Annotated in this window: 14 protein-coding genes and 5 tRNA genes; 2 read left to right on the forward strand and 17 right to left on the reverse strand. The window is 49.6% G+C overall.

The genetic code is table 11. The features are described from left to right. Nucleotides 1-31 precede the first annotated feature (31 nt). Nucleotides 32-436 carry an IS200/IS605 family transposase gene (tnpA, locus tag C7E00_RS10980; RefSeq protein WP_105304315.1) on the forward strand — a complete coding sequence of 135 codons (405 nt, stop codon included), beginning with the start codon at nt 32-34 and terminating at the stop codon, nt 434-436. Between the two features lie 73 nt (nt 437-509). On the opposite strand, the gene C7E00_RS10985 is transcribed toward tnpA, so the two are convergent. The 3 genes from C7E00_RS10985 to C7E00_RS10995 all read right to left on the reverse strand — a co-directional run bounded on the left by C7E00_RS10985 (nt 510) and on the right by C7E00_RS10995 (nt 4,283). After that, nucleotides 510-1,856, reverse strand: a complete 1,347-nt coding sequence (locus tag C7E00_RS10985) for a sedoheptulokinase (protein WP_105304316.1) — start codon at nt 1,854-1,856, stop codon at nt 510-512. Between the two features lie 14 nt (nt 1,857-1,870). Next, a complete protein-coding gene (locus tag C7E00_RS10990) occupies nt 1,871-3,349 on the reverse strand; it encodes a sucrose-6-phosphate hydrolase (RefSeq protein WP_105304943.1) in 1,479 nt (492 codons plus the stop codon). A 151-nt stretch (nt 3,350-3,500) separates the two neighbouring features. After that, on the reverse strand, nt 3,501-4,283 hold the full coding sequence (locus C7E00_RS10995; RefSeq protein ID WP_105304317.1) for a ZIP family metal transporter: 783 nt from the start codon (nt 4,281-4,283) through the stop codon (nt 3,501-3,503). Between the two features lie 313 nt (nt 4,284-4,596). On the opposite strand from C7E00_RS10995, the gene C7E00_RS11000 reads away from it, so the two are divergent. After that, complete coding sequence (locus tag C7E00_RS11000) at nt 4,597-5,772, forward strand: IS110 family RNA-guided transposase (protein WP_105304318.1); 1,176 nt, start codon at nt 4,597-4,599, stop codon at nt 5,770-5,772. A 246-nt stretch (nt 5,773-6,018) separates the two neighbouring features. Here C7E00_RS11000 and C7E00_RS16525 read toward each other — a convergent pair whose 3' ends face one another. The 14 genes from C7E00_RS16525 to C7E00_RS11070 form a co-directional block, all read right to left on the reverse strand. Then, a complete protein-coding gene (locus C7E00_RS16525; protein WP_239928563.1) occupies nt 6,019-6,252 on the reverse strand; it encodes a uracil-DNA glycosylase family protein in 234 nt (77 codons plus the stop codon). A gap of 352 nt (nt 6,253-6,604) precedes the next feature. Next, nucleotides 6,605-6,678 (reverse strand) — tRNA-Gly (locus C7E00_RS11010). A 4-nt stretch (nt 6,679-6,682) separates the two neighbouring features. Beyond that, nucleotides 6,683-6,758 (reverse strand) — tRNA-Lys (locus C7E00_RS11015). Between the two features lie 71 nt (nt 6,759-6,829). Next, a tRNA-Tyr gene (locus tag C7E00_RS11020) sits at nt 6,830-6,914 on the reverse strand. Nucleotides 6,915-6,919: 5 nt separating this feature from the next. After that, a tRNA-Thr gene (locus tag C7E00_RS11025) sits at nt 6,920-6,995 on the reverse strand. 6 nt (nt 6,996-7,001) lie between these two features. After that, nucleotides 7,002-7,077, reverse strand: a tRNA-Val gene (locus C7E00_RS11030). Nucleotides 7,078-7,172: 95 nt separating this feature from the next. Further along, nucleotides 7,173-7,628 (reverse strand): hypothetical protein, encoded by a 456-nt coding sequence (locus tag C7E00_RS11035; protein ID WP_105304319.1) that lies wholly within the window; start codon nt 7,626-7,628, stop codon nt 7,173-7,175. 1 nt (nt 7,629) lies between these two features. Then, complete coding sequence (locus C7E00_RS11040) at nt 7,630-8,436, reverse strand: metallophosphoesterase (RefSeq protein WP_105304320.1); 807 nt, start codon at nt 8,434-8,436, stop codon at nt 7,630-7,632. A gap of 59 nt (nt 8,437-8,495) precedes the next feature. Then, the gene (locus C7E00_RS11045; protein WP_105304321.1) at nt 8,496-9,449 is read right to left on the reverse strand and encodes an ROK family glucokinase; all 954 of its coding nucleotides are present in this window, start codon (nt 9,447-9,449) and stop codon (nt 8,496-8,498) included. 108 nt (nt 9,450-9,557) lie between these two features. Continuing rightward, nucleotides 9,558-10,733, reverse strand: coding sequence for a cation:proton antiporter (locus C7E00_RS11050; protein WP_105304322.1), 1,176 nt, complete (start codon nt 10,731-10,733; stop codon nt 9,558-9,560). 1 nt (nt 10,734) lies between these two features. Next, nucleotides 10,735-11,079 (reverse strand): hypothetical protein, encoded by a 345-nt coding sequence (locus C7E00_RS11055; protein ID WP_105304323.1) that lies wholly within the window; start codon nt 11,077-11,079, stop codon nt 10,735-10,737. 75 nt (nt 11,080-11,154) lie between these two features. Then, a complete protein-coding gene (locus C7E00_RS11060; RefSeq protein ID WP_167836566.1) occupies nt 11,155-11,481 on the reverse strand; it encodes a GlpM family protein in 327 nt (108 codons plus the stop codon). Nucleotide 11,482: 1 nt separating this feature from the next. Further along, nucleotides 11,483-12,835 (reverse strand): replication-associated recombination protein A, encoded by a 1,353-nt coding sequence (locus C7E00_RS11065; RefSeq protein ID WP_105304325.1) that lies wholly within the window; start codon nt 12,833-12,835, stop codon nt 11,483-11,485. 105 nt (nt 12,836-12,940) lie between these two features. Beyond that, a complete protein-coding gene (locus C7E00_RS11070; RefSeq protein WP_105304326.1) occupies nt 12,941-13,507 on the reverse strand; it encodes a histidine phosphatase family protein in 567 nt (188 codons plus the stop codon). Between the last annotated feature and the right edge of the window lie 19 nt (nt 13,508-13,526).

Consider the following 13,526-nt stretch of genomic DNA (forward strand, 5'->3'; position numbering starts at 1 on the left):
TTTATAATATTTATAGTGAGAATGTAAGCATATGAATAACATTTATCAGCACCGACGGCATAACAAGAATCTGCTCATGGTACATCTGATCTTTGCGACAAAGTATCGCAAAGCCTTACTGTTCGGCACGTTCAGAACTGACGTTAAGCAATACATGTTTGATGCTTGCATCGAACATCACTGGTATATCAGGCGTATGGAGACAGATAAGGATCACATCCATATTCTTCTGCAATATAATCCTATGGATAGTATCACTGGTATCGTTTCGGTGTTCAAACAATACAGCACATATCAGGCGTGGAAAAATCATGGGCATATGCTGAAAAAACATTACTGGAAAGAAAAAATGTTATGGTCAGATGGCTATTTTGCTGCATCGATAGGACAGGTATCTCAGGAAACCATTGAACACTATATTGAGAATCAGGGCTAAACAACGTAAAACCGCCCCGTAAAGGGGTGTGGCTTCTACCGAATGACATTTTGTGAAAAGCACATAGCTTCAGTCAGTCCTGTTCAGCTTCATAGCTGATCATGTTCCGGATTTCTTCCATGGAGTGTTTTCCGGAATTGTACATTGCCATCAGCGCAGCCCCGTACGCTGCTTCTTCGCTGCACTTGGGAATCACCAGTTTCCTGGAGAATATCTTCCGGATGATCTCCCGCTCCACGCTGCTATTCCGGATCCCATTGCCGCTGCCGATCAGCACATCATTTGCGCGAAGATTCTCCGGGACTGACTGATAGAACTCATAGAGTTCTGTGCATATTCCATTCAGGGTGGCAAAGGATAAGCTGCCGGCAGTCAGGTTCCGGTCGCTGATGTTCTGAATCGATCCCCGGAGAGACGGATCGATTCTGGTTCCAGAGAACCTGCTATCCACGCGCAGCTCAGTATCCGTATACATGCCTGCCTGTGCATCCATGAATGCATAAAGGTTCTCCGGCACTTGGGCTCCTGCCATGCGGATCACGCTCTGGAAAAAGTCTCTCAGGATTTTATAAGCTCGGCCTCCGCATAAGCTTGCGCCGACCAGCAGATAGTTACCGTTCAGATAGGGCCGGCAGTCCAGGAGGCGATGTGAGATGATCTGATCCGAAAGGACAGAGATCTGAGAACCTGTTCCGATATTGATCAGAGTGCTGCTATGACCATTCACAGAACCGAAGAAACTTGCCTGGTTATCTCCGATCGCCGCTGAAAGCGGGATGCCATTATTCATACAGCCGATGAGTTTCTCGGAACAGACTTCCGGGAACAGGGAACTGTTCATCCCCGCTTTTTCAATCGCAGTGAAATCAAACCCGCTGGTTCTCAGATCGAATAGTCCCAGGCTTGCCGCATTCGATAAATGCGTTTGCGGGCTTGTGAGATGGCCGAGTTTCATTTCGATAAAGTCGGCAATCGTGCAGATCTTCTTCGCCTGCTTCGGAACTGTTCCATGCATCGTGTCATAGAACAAGGACAGTGATCCGAAACCGGAAGAAACCGAATAACCTGTCTTTTCCTTCAGAAGATCCGCATAGGTCAGATCCTCCCGATATGGTTCATTGCCCCTCTGATCTTCCCAGGTATAGAGATTGCTGCAGGAATTTCCGTCTTCATCAATATAGAGAATGCCATGCATCTGTCCGGTAATGCCGATGCCATCAATCTGAAATTGTTCTGAGACCTCCCTGATAGCAGATGACACTGCTGACAGAATTACGTCCGGATCCTGAAGGTATTCATTCGTTCTGCCGCTGATATTTGCAGTATTGGGCAGCGTCATCTGTTTCAGCACATCACCGGAGTCCTCTGCCAGGATGAAGCTGATGGTCGAAGTTCCGAGGTCAATTCCAAGGTAATTCATAGAACCTCTCTGATTCAGATCACGAAATCATCTCTGATCGCACGCTTCAGTGTCCACATGCGCAAGAACGTATCGCCAGCTACCTGGAAATGGGTTTCTTCTCCCTTCGGGAAGACTCTGGATGTGAAGACCGCATCGCCATCATTGACAAAGATTTCAATACTGCTGCGGTCAATGAAAATTCTGAGATGTGTCAGACCGTTATTGAGATTTCTCGTTCTGGACTCCCCCTGTTCTTCATTGAACCGGACTTCCATGCCGGATCGGTCAATCGTGATATTTCCAGTCTTCTGATTGTAGTCTAATCTCAGACCTCCCTCTCCATCTGCTCTGCTGAACAGGCGGAGATGATAATCACCAGGACGGCAGTAGAATTCCATCTCGCAGACTCTCGGCAGATTGCATACTGCTCCGTTTTCGGCATTGGTCACATCAAGTTCGAGATCGCGGAGTTCCTTAAGCTGCGGCAATGGCTGCTGAACAAGACGGCGGCCGCGGATTCTCAGTTCTCTTGGCAGTGTGAGGCATCCCTGCCAGTCTTCTTCATCGGTCGGGTAGCTGCTGTCCGGAAGGCCCATCCAGGCAACCAGGATTGCTTTGTCCGGATCACTGACATTGTTTGCACAGGCTGCCGCATAGGAATCAAACCCGAAATCCAGCACATGGAACTGGGTTACCGGCTGAAACGTCAGACTATTCCAGTCCATGCTGCCGATGATATAGCCATTATGATTCTTCGAATTTCCTCTGCCGGGAATCGAGAGATGCTGCGGGCAGAACATCAGGATTTCCTTGCCTCCGATCTTCTCAATCGTCGGGCATTCCCACATATCCCCGAAGTTCTCAAATCCAGGTACATTCAGCTGACCAGCAAAGACCCAGCCATGCAGCAGATCTTCACTGCGGTAGATCAGGGCGCAGCCATGATGATCTGCGGTCTGAGCACCGAGAATGATGTAATAGCAATGCATCTCCGGCACATACAGAATCTTCGGATCACGCTGATGTTCCGTATAGTTCGGATTCGGTCCGAATAACGGCAGCGGATACTTCTCGGTCCAGCCATCATCGCGCAGCTTTGCAAGACACGTATACGGATGTCTCACCCAGTTTGCATCCCGGCTGTTGCCGGTATAGTACAGATATAATGAATCTCCGATCGGCATCGCAGAACCGGAATAAGCACCTTTATTGTCATACTCCCGGTCCGGCATAAGGCAGACCCCTAGATTCTTCCAGGTAACAAGGTCAGAAGAAACGATGTGATACCAGTATTTGAGGCCATGTACTGCGCCCCATGGACACCACTGATAGAACAGATGCCATTTGTTATCATGCCAGACAAAGCCATTCGGATCATTCATCAGCCCGGTCACAGACTGAATATGATACGTCTGCCGGAAGTCTGACTTCGCGGTCTTCTCATGCAGTTCCCATAATTCCTGCGGATCTTTCAGAACCCGGTATTTCTCTTCTCTTGTCCATTCTTTCATCGTGTGTATCCTCCCTGCAGCAAAGTCCCAGTTTCTCTGCACAGCTGTCCCTGCAATCTGAATGTAGAAGAAATCCAGGTTCAGCACAAGCCGAAAAAAGCATTCTCTTTCTGACTCGGAAATCCCGAATCAGAAAGAGAATGTGATCAGATCAGCCTAATGCGATATCAAGCACCATCATCAGCGTGAAGCCCACGGCAAATGCGATCGTGCCGAGATTGGAATGTTCCCCGGAACTCATCTCCGGAATCAGTTCTTCCACGACGACATACATCATTGCGCCTGCTGCAAAGCTGAGCAGATACGGCATGACCGGAAGAATTGCGTCTGCCAGCAGAATGGTGATGAACCCTGCCACCGGCTCCACAGCTCCGGAGATCACGCCATACCAGAATGATTTCGGTTTCGGCACTCCCTCAGAATGCAGCGGCATTGAGATGATTGCGCCTTCCGGCACATTCTGAATGGCAATACCGACTGCTAAAGCAAGGGCTGCCATGGAAGTGATGCCCATATTTCCCTGATGCAGACCCGCATACAGTACTCCGACCGCCATGCCTTCCGGAATATTGTGAATGGTCACTGCCATCAGCATCAGCATGGTTCTGGAGTAATGTCCAGACTTTCCCTCCGGCCTATCCGCATGCAGGTGAAGATGCGGAACCACATGGTCCAGAACGAGCAGGAACATGATTCCAGCCCAGTATCCGAGCACTGCTGGAATAAACCTCATCGCCCCGCTGGTCGGAGACTGTTCCATCGCCGGCAGCAGCAGACTCCAGATACTTGCAGCAATCATGACTCCGGAAGCAAAGCCGTTCATGACCCGTTCTGTATTCCGGCTCAGCTTATCCTTCAGAAAGAATACCAATGCACTGCCCGCACTTGTTCCCGCTAATGGGATCAGCAGGCCTCTCATAATCTCGCTATTCATAAATGGTATATACAAATTAGGCTCATCCAGCCAAGCATAACTTGTATGCGTCTCCTTTCTCTACCGGGTTTAGTATCGGTCCGGTAACCGTGTAGAATTGAGATCGTGAATGCGTACCTGTACTTTTCATTGTTGTAGCTTTGACTACGTGGAGGATTATCTGGCCGCTTCGTTGTATAGGTAACTGTGATTAGTTAGATGAGCCCTTCTCTTTTCTTGAAGTGAGTTCACATTTTGAACCATACTCTCTGATACTTTTTGAGGCGGTGGCACAGGTATTCGTCACATTCAATCTTTAAAAGGAGTTATTACTATGATTTGCATTGGCATTGATGTCGGTAAGTTCAAGCACTGTGCTGCAGTGATGGATGACAAAACCGGCGAAGTTCTTATCAAGTCTTTCTTTTTCACGAATGATCAGAAAGGGCTTGATCTGTTTTATTCCAAAACAAAGCAGTTTCTTCATCGTAAACATGCTGTAGGCATGGAAGATACCGGGCACTATATGATCAATCTGACGAAATTTCTTCTGGAGAAGAAGTTCACCGTCAAATATATCAATCCAAGATCCACTGCTCTGCGTCGCAAAGAGCTTGGTATGTCGGCCAAGAATGACCGTAAGGATGCTCTGCTTATAGCTGAAATGCTCAGCGAGAAGAAGTTCTGGCGTTCTGTCTCCGCTGTGACCATGCAAACAGATAAGCTGCGTGAGCTGACTCGTCTTTATCACCAGCTGAAGGAGCAGCAGAATCAGGATATGAACCGCCTTCAACGTGCTCTCGATATTGTCTTCCCAGAAGTAAATACTCTCTCCTTGACAAGATATTCTCAGTCCTATATGCAGTTCCTGTCCGAATATCCAAGTGCTGCTTCTATCGCTTCTGAAGATATCAGAAACCTTCGTAAAGCCCTTGAGGTAAACGGACGCGGCAGACGCTCTAAGGTGACTGCCGAAGAGATCAAAGAAGCTGCACGTAATTCAGTGGGTGATGACAACACAGCCGTTGCGCTTGAAGTTCAGTCTATGATTGCTCTGATCAATACTAGAGCTGAACAGATTGACACTCTGGATAAGAAAATAGAAGAATTCAGTCACCAGCTAAACTCTCCTATAACTTCCATTCCCGGCATCTCTTACATAACAGGAATGACTATTCTTGCGGAGATCGGCGATATCAACGACTTTCCTGAAGCAGCGAAGTTGATATCCTATGCCGGTATGGAGCCTCTTGTGCACCAGTCAGGCAAATATGACGCTGCACACATGCCTATTTCCAAACATGGATCCAGGTATCTGCGCAAGGCCCTGTATCAAGCTGTCTTCACAGTCTGTAAATACTGCCAGGTCTTCAATGATTATTATACTAAGAAACGAGATCAGGGAAAGACTTACCGTTGTGCTCAAGGACACTGCGTCCGCAAGCTCCTGAGAGTGATATACAAGCTTCTCTCCACCGATACAGTCTACGATTCTGCCTTAGTACACTAACCATTGATTCATTCTGATAGACATAATCCACATCATAGTCAAAGCTACAAATGTAGTTGTTTTAACTGTACTTTATTCACGATTTCAAAGATCACTTGTGAGATTCTGCTGGATTTCGTCTTAAATCTCACTTTCTGTCAATTTCTACTTGACTTCCTTATAGTTAAATCCTCCGTACTTATTGATATTTTCTTCTAGGCTCATTATATCGGAATGACTTGCATTTCATGGCTCACATACTCTCAATCATAGTATTTCATAAACAATCTTCTTCAGATCCGGGATCACCTGTTCTTCAAACCACGGATTCCCTGCCTGCCACCTGAAGTTCAGGGGACTCGGATGAACCATCGGACAGTATTCCGGAAGATATTCCTGATATGCCCTGACCGTTTCAGTCGCATTCTGTATCATCCGCTTCTTCAGGTAGTATTCCAGCGAATATCTTCCGATCAGAATCGTCAGCCTGATATCCGGCATCAGCTCCAGAAGTTCCGCATGATAGTCCTTGGCAATGAACTTTCCGGGAGGGAGATCCCCGGAGAATAGAACAGATTCCGGTCAATGCTCATCAGCTTCTCGCCGGACTTATCATCAAACGGAATTCCGGATTGTTCGGATTATCTGCCAGGTGCCTGGCCGATAATCAGAATTCTTGCTAGATTGCTGACCTGAAGTATTCGAGAGATTCCTATTTCCGTATAAGAACGATTCCGGGGATCTGATTTCAGTGCTTCAATGAGTTCTTACATGGTCATGGAATATTCCTTCAAGTCCAATGCGTACCTTTGATAAAGCAAAAGAAAACCGCATCATTGTGCGGTTGCTTTGATGGAGCGGATGAGGGGAATCGGACCCCCGTATGCAGCTTGGAAGGCTGCCGTTCTTCCATTGAACTACATCCGCAGCGTGGTGACTCGGAGGAGACTCGAACTCCCGACCCACTGATTAAAAGTCAGTTGCTCTACCACCTGAGCTACCGAGTCATGGTGGTAAACGGGCTCGAGTGCTGCCCAGTATATATATAGACATCACTAGGATGTTTATATCAAATAGATGGTGGAGACGGGTGGTTTCGAACCACCGAACCCAGTGGGATCTGATTTACAGTCAGACGCGTTTAGCCTCTTCGCTACGTCTCCATCTCTGGTGCCGACTAGAGGAATCGAACCTCCAACCTACTGATTACAAATCAGTTGCTCTGCCAATTGAGCTAAGTCGGCATTCGATGGTGGAGGTTAACGGGCTCGAACCGCTGACCCTCTGCTTGTAAGGCAGATGCTCTCCCAGCTGAGCTAAACCTCCACAGATGCGCTTTTCCTCAAGTGCCCTATTAATATATCATGGCCCAAAATAGGAGTCAACGAGAAATTAACGGCATTTCCAAAGGTACAGATCTGTCATTCTGAATGCTTCAGACGGCCGCGTCTTACCGTGAGATCCAGGCCGGATAATGCCTGCATGGCTGCTTCTGCATCGGTACGGATATTCTGAGAAGAGATACCTTTTTCTTCCAGTTCCTGAAAGACATGTTCTGCCGCAGCGGCATAGTCCCGCTTGTACTGATCGTTCCATTTCTTCCATGGGACGTTCTTCATCTTCTCTGCGTTTTCTTTATGGTATGGAAGTTTTCCCTGCAGCATGAGCACAGCCAGAACCGGGTAGCCAGGGTAGCCCTGCCAGTAGGTTGCGTTATCAGAAGATGAATAGACATTGTCCTTCCAGTCTACTTCATAGGTCTTCTTTCCATCGCTGGACTTCACGAGCGCATACGTATCATGCATGATGATCCGCTCATCAGCGATGGCCGAATATGCTTCATACACTTTCTCAATCGGAGGTATCTTCTCTGGCATATCAGTTCTCCTTCGGAACCAGATTGATCACGACAAGTTCCGGGTTATTGTAAAGTCTCGGGATATGGTGGTAATGGCGTACCAGGCCTCTGCTGATGATCAGCTTTGCCTTGCCGAGGTCATGCATGCCTTCGGTCCATTTCGGGAAGAAGCCTTGCTGAGGAGCAGCGACGCCGATCGAGGTTCCTGGAATCTTCCACTGGCCGCCATGGGCATGGCCGCTGACAATCAGATCGCAGTTGATCTGCCGGTACAGATCTACCCAGTTCGGACGATGGCTTAATAAAATCCTGAAATCATCCGTGGTGAACAGGCCATTGACCTGTTCCGGTGTGAATTCGGATTCGCGATGCCGGCAGGAAATCCCGGCAATCTCCAGTTCTGTTCCGCGGATCGTGATCACGGAGCTCTTCTCATCCAGAACGGCAACACCGGCTTTGCGGAACCGTTCTTTCAGATCCGTGAGGTCCCAGCGGTATTCTTCATGGTTTCCGGTGGAATAGAACATCGGTATCTCTTTCAGCTGATTCAGGAGAATCAGGGTATGGTCCTGATGGCGGTGTTCTTCTGCCATGTCTCCAGGCATCAGGATCAGGTCCGGGTTTTCTCCCCGGATCGGGATCTCCAGACCCTTCATGTTCTCTCCATAGGAGTCATCGTGAAGATCAGACAGCAGGACAATCCTGATCGGAGACTTGATTCTTTCATCAGCGATCGTATAGCGGGTAATATCAAGACCCCTCGGCAGGCCTGCGGCTGCAGCAGCAGCAGCTGCCGGGACCAGGAGAAACCATTTCTTATTATTCATCACGTTACCTCAGAAACAGTGTAGCACGAAAAGAAAGGAGCCGCCGCAGCGGCTCCTCATCAGTCTCCGAGTACCTGACGGGCAGCGCCATAGATGCCGGCGTCATTGCCCAGGGTTGCCAGGGCGATCTCCGGCTTCTTCTTCAGAAGCGGAGTGAACTGATTGAAGTACTTCGTGATCAGATCAATCAAGATCTGTCCGGCCTTGGATACTCCGCCGCCGATGACATAGATCTCCGGATCGATAATCTGCGTGACTAAGGCAAGTGCCCAGCCCAGATATCTGCAGCACGTCTCCAGAGTTCCAAGGGCAAGTGCATCGCCCTCCTTTGCACAATCGCACACATCCTTGGCGGTCAGCGCATCGCCGAATTCTCTCATTTTCGAAGGAATCTCGGTATTGGCAAGATTCCGTTTTGCCTCACGGACGATGCCGGTTGCGCTGGCTACCTGTTCCAGACATCCCTGGCCGCCGCAGTTGCAGAATTCCTTTTCTTCTTCGCGGATATGCATGTGTCCGATCTCACCAGCCAGGCCATGGGTTCCAGTCACGATTCTGCTGTTCAGAATCACGCCGCCGCCAACGCCGGTACCAAGGGTAACCGCAACAAGGCTCGTATGGCCCTTGCCGCCGCCCTGCCACATCTCGCCAAGCGCTGCGACATTGGCATCATTGCCGGCAACAGCTCTGATCTTTCCGCCAAGTTCTGAACTCAGTTCCTTGGCCGGATAACGGTCTTTCCAGCCGAGGTTCACGCATACTGCCACGTGTCCATCCGGTTCAATCGGTCCCGGCACGCCCATGCCGATGCCGGCAAGATCCGTGTCCTGCATGCCCTTTTCTGCCATCTTCTTCTTGATTGAAGCGGCAATGTCCGGAATGATCCATTTCCCTTCTTCATCCTTGCGGGTAGGAATCTCCCACTTATCCATCAGGGCACCCGTTACGGTGAAAAGACCGAGCTTAACGGATGTGCCTCCGATATCAACGCCGATGCAATACTGTGCTCCCATTTTTATTCTGCCTCCGATCATGAAACCCTTTTCATCATTATAAATGCATGTCTGGAAAAAAGCATCTCCAGGAAGAAAAAGAACCGCTTTTCAGCGATTCCTGAATGATTATGCGTTTGCGTGAATTTCGCCAGCACGCTTCAGCGCATTCTTTGTAGCAATCGGTCCGACCACTTCATAGACCAGCGTAGCACTGAGAATGACCGTCTGAATCTGCTGGCCATATTCCAGCGGCAGCTGCGAAAGGGCCAGGGTTGCCATGCCGATCGCAACACCAGCCTGCGGCATCAGAGCCCAGCCCAGGTTGTCTTTGACAACCGGCGGCTGATGGGTGATCGTTCCGCCGAGCCAAGCGCCGAGGAACTTGCCGCCGAACCGTGCGAAGATATAGACGATGCCGATCAGACCGACTTTCGGCAGAACCGCGAGGTTCAGCTGTGCACCGGAAATGACGAAGAACAGCATGAACAGCGGATAGGTCCAGTCATCCACGCACTTCAGAATCTTCTCCGCATCATTGCTGAGATTGACATACATCGCACCAAGTGCCATGCAGAGCAGAAGGTTGGAAAGACCCAGCCAGTCCGCAATGCCTACACCAAGCATGACAAACGCGATGCAGAAGCTCATGCGGTTGGAATGAGAGCGGAAGAAGCGATGGGTCAGCGCCAGCAGAGTGCCAAGGCCTGCTCCGATAGCCAGTGCTTCAATGATATGAAGCAGCGGCAGCAGCACGGTATTGGCTGCAGTCAGCGTCTCGCCGTTGATGATGCTCAGAGCAATGCTGACACAGATGGAATACGCAATCAGCCCAGTCGCATCATCGGCCGCAACCACAGGCAGCAGCATCTTCGTGAGCGGTCCGTCTGCCTTATACTGACGTACCACCAGCAGCGTAGCAGCCGGTGCGGTCGAAGCAGAAAGGGCGCCGAGCATGATGCAGAGAATCTTATCAAAGCCCAGGGCCATCGTGATGCTCATGACGCAGACCACTGCACCCACAGACTCGAGTACCGTGATCAGAAGGGCTGGTCCGCCGATTTCCTTCAGCGTGGAGATCTTGAATTCATCGCCGATGGAGAAGGCGATGAAGCCAAGTGCACACTCTGTGATCACACTGAATGTGGCCAGCTCCTCAGAACCTACGAGATTAAAAACGCATGGTCCGATCAGTACGCCGGCAATCAGATACGCAGTGACATTCGGCAGATGAATGAGCCGGATGAGACGCGTCATCAGAAGACCAGCCGCCATGCAGATGGCAATATAGAATAATGCACTCATATTACTTCGTGCTTACCCCTTCCCAGGTGGTAATCGGCATCGTGAACAGAATACCGGTATTCGGAAGCTTCAGATCGCCTGACACGGAATGAATGACCTCAACTGCATCACTCACTTCTTCATCCTTCAGAACGACCAGAATCATCTTGTTGACCTGACGATCCGGATTCACGAATTTTCTGAGCCCGCCGAAGATGGCCGGCGCATCGACACTGTCTTCATTGACTGCTTTCAGCATTCCCTCGCAATCCACTACAGAGCCTCCATGGAACCCTTTTTCCATGAGCTTCTTCATAATCGGATTCACGCTGTCTTCATGACTCGTGATATAAACAAGCAGCTGCATAATAATCCTTTCCTTTCCTTTGCAACACCCGCATTATAGGCACTTCAGATACCCATTTCAAGGAACAGCATTCTCTCAGTGCTTCCAGAGAAACACCAGAATTCCTGCCGCCATCAGCCAGATGAAAAACGCCCCGCACAACGAGGGACCAATCGTATGTTTCTTCAGAAGCAGATACAGAGACAGCAGAAAACAGAAAAACGGAATCTGGGAAAACATTGCAAACTTCACGGTTCCCATCACCTGCCCTGCGCCATGTTCCTGATACATGAAATAGTATGCAATCATGCTGAGGCCTGGAAAACTGAGCATGATCGCCGAGATAAAATAGACCGGCGACTTCGAGATGAAGTGCACCGCCAGCATGATCAAAGCACCTGCAAGGCATTTGATCCACAGCATCTTACTTTCCTTCTTTCTTTCCCTCATGGCCGTAATCATTCCGGCCGATATAGTCGAAGTACTTCTGAAGCCTTGCTTCATACGCAACATCGCTGATTTCATAGAACTTCCGGTTCCGGATCGCATCCGGCAGGTACTGCTGTTTCACATAATGATTCGGATAATCATGGGCATACTTGTAGCCCACTCCGCTGCCAAGCCTGGAAGCACTCTTGTAATGTGCATCCTGCAGATAAGGAGGAATCTCCAGATTCCCGCTCTTCTCTACTTCTTCCATGGCCTTGAAGATTCCTTCCGAGCAGGCATTCGACTTTGGCGCAGTCGCAATATAGACCGCAGCCTCGGCCAGGATGATCTGTCCCTCCGGCATGCCTACCCGTTCCACTGCTTCTGCAGCGCTGACCGCAATCTCGAGCGCCCGTGGGTCAGCAGTTCCGCATTCTTCTGCTGCCGCAATCATGATCCGCCGGGAAATGAATCTCACATCTTCCCCGGCCGAAAGCAGCCTTGCCAGATAATACAGCGCCGCATCCGGGTCAGAACCGCGCATGCTTTTGATGAACGCAGAAATCGTATTGTAATGATTGTCGCCATCCTTGTCATAACGGATGTTCTTCTTCTGAATGCATTCTTCTGCCACCGCAAGCGTGATATGCACATAGCCATCGTCTGCCCGGTCTGTGGTCATCACCGCCAGTTCCAGTGCACCTAGAGCAGCTCGCGCATCCCCGTCCGCCATCTCTGCCAGAAATCTGACGGCATCTTCATCCATCTGTACCATCTCTCCGGCAATTCCTTTAATCGGGTCTTCAAGAGCACGATGCAGGAGCGTGATGATATTTTCTTTTGTCAGCGGCTTCAGCTGAAAGATCCTCGATCTCGACAGCAATGCCCCGTTGACTTCAAAATACGGATTCTCCGTCGTCGCTCCGATCAGGATCACCGTGCCATCTTCTACATACGGCAGAAGATAATCCTGCTGCCCCTTATTAAACCGGTGAATCTCATCGATGAAGAGAATGGTGCGCTGGCCTCTCATCGCATAGTTCTCTTTTGCCTTGGCAACAATCTCTTCGAGATCCTTCTTCCCTGCAATCGTAGCGTTTACCTGATAAAACGCAGCTTTCGTGCTATTGGCAATCACTCGGGCAAGCGTCGTCTTGCCGGTACCAGGAGGACCATAAAGGATAATGGAGCTCAGACGATCCGCCTTGATCGCCCGATACAGCAGCTTCCCCTTCCCGATGATTTCTTCCTGGCCGACTACTTCTTCCAGCGTCTCCGGACGCATCCTGGACGCAAGCGGTTCTTCTTTTCTGCGGGTTTCCTCCCCGGCACTTTCAAACAGATCCATGGAGTCATTATATCGTTCAGCACAAGCCTCTGCTGAAGAAAAAAACCAGGAAACAGCTCCTGGCTTTCATGATCCCGCACAGCAATGATGATTCCCGGAAAGAATCTATTCAGCCTTTTCCGGAACCGCCAGCTGTTTCAGTTCAAACCTTCCATCTTCATACTGCAATTCCGCAATGGCACAATTGCCCGGAACTCCCGGATCACGATGATCCGGATCGATCGCTCTCAGAAAGCAGCGCATCACGGTACCATGTGCCACAATCAGAACCGGATCTTCTTCTGCGTGGTCTGCGATCTCCGTGATGGCAGAAACGATGCGATGGGCGAATGAATCCAGATCTTCTCCCCCGTACTTCACGAAATAGTCACCGTACGGGAAAAGAGGATTATCTGAATTCGGAGAAGCTTCACGGAATCCGAGATAGATTTCCTTCAGCTCTCTGCTCCGATGCAGCGGCAGATCGGTAATCAATTCTGCAGTATCACAAGCTCTTAATAACGGAGAACAATACACTTCTCTGAAATGGATGCCATGATTCTGAAACCAGTTCTTCGCTGCTTCTGCCTGAGCAATTCCTTTTTCGGTCAGCGGACTGTCACATTGCCCCTGATTGATATCCATCAGATTGAAAAGTGTTTCTCCATGTCTCATCAGGTAGATTTTCTTCATCGGCTATTTCCTTTCCTGC

It is taken from the genome of Anaerolactibacter massiliensis (assembly GCF_900290205.1).
In the GTDB taxonomy this organism is placed as follows: Bacteria; Bacillota_I; Bacilli_A; order Erysipelotrichales; family Erysipelotrichaceae; genus Bulleidia; species Bulleidia intestinalis.

Excerpts from the sequence above, each read along its gene's own strand:
- C7E00_RS10985 (WP_105304316.1), bottom strand. The coding sequence starts at position 1,856 with ATGAATTACCTTGGAATTGACCTCGGAACTTCGACCATCAGCTTCATC.
- C7E00_RS11055 (WP_105304323.1), bottom strand. The coding sequence starts at position 11,079 with ATGCAGCTGCTTGTTTATATCACGAGTCATGAAGACAGCGTGAATCCG.
- C7E00_RS16525 (WP_239928563.1), bottom strand. The coding sequence starts at position 6,252 with ATGCCGGATATCAGGCTGACGATTCTGATCGGAAGATATTCGCTGGAA.
- C7E00_RS10995 (WP_105304317.1), bottom strand. The coding sequence starts at position 4,283 with ATGAATAGCGAGATTATGAGAGGCCTGCTGATCCCATTAGCGGGAACA.
- C7E00_RS11035 (WP_105304319.1), bottom strand. The coding sequence starts at position 7,628 with ATGCCAGAGAAGATACCTCCGATTGAGAAAGTGTATGAAGCATATTCG.
- C7E00_RS11065 (WP_105304325.1), bottom strand. The coding sequence starts at position 12,835 with ATGGATCTGTTTGAAAGTGCCGGGGAGGAAACCCGCAGAAAAGAAGAA.
- C7E00_RS10990 (WP_105304943.1), bottom strand. The coding sequence starts at position 3,349 with ATGAAAGAATGGACAAGAGAAGAGAAATACCGGGTTCTGAAAGATCCG.
- C7E00_RS11070 (WP_105304326.1), bottom strand. The coding sequence starts at position 13,507 with ATGAAGAAAATCTACCTGATGAGACATGGAGAAACACTTTTCAATCTG.
- C7E00_RS11050 (WP_105304322.1), bottom strand. The coding sequence starts at position 10,733 with ATGAGTGCATTATTCTATATTGCCATCTGCATGGCGGCTGGTCTTCTG.
- tnpA (WP_105304315.1), top strand. The coding sequence starts at position 32 with ATGAATAACATTTATCAGCACCGACGGCATAACAAGAATCTGCTCATG.
- C7E00_RS11045 (WP_105304321.1), bottom strand. The coding sequence starts at position 9,449 with ATGGGAGCACAGTATTGCATCGGCGTTGATATCGGAGGCACATCCGTT.
- C7E00_RS11040 (WP_105304320.1), bottom strand. The coding sequence starts at position 8,436 with ATGAATAATAAGAAATGGTTTCTCCTGGTCCCGGCAGCTGCTGCTGCT.
- C7E00_RS11000 (WP_105304318.1), top strand. The coding sequence starts at position 4,597 with ATGATTTGCATTGGCATTGATGTCGGTAAGTTCAAGCACTGTGCTGCA.
- C7E00_RS11060 (WP_167836566.1), bottom strand. The coding sequence starts at position 11,481 with ATGCTGTGGATCAAATGCCTTGCAGGTGCTTTGATCATGCTGGCGGTG.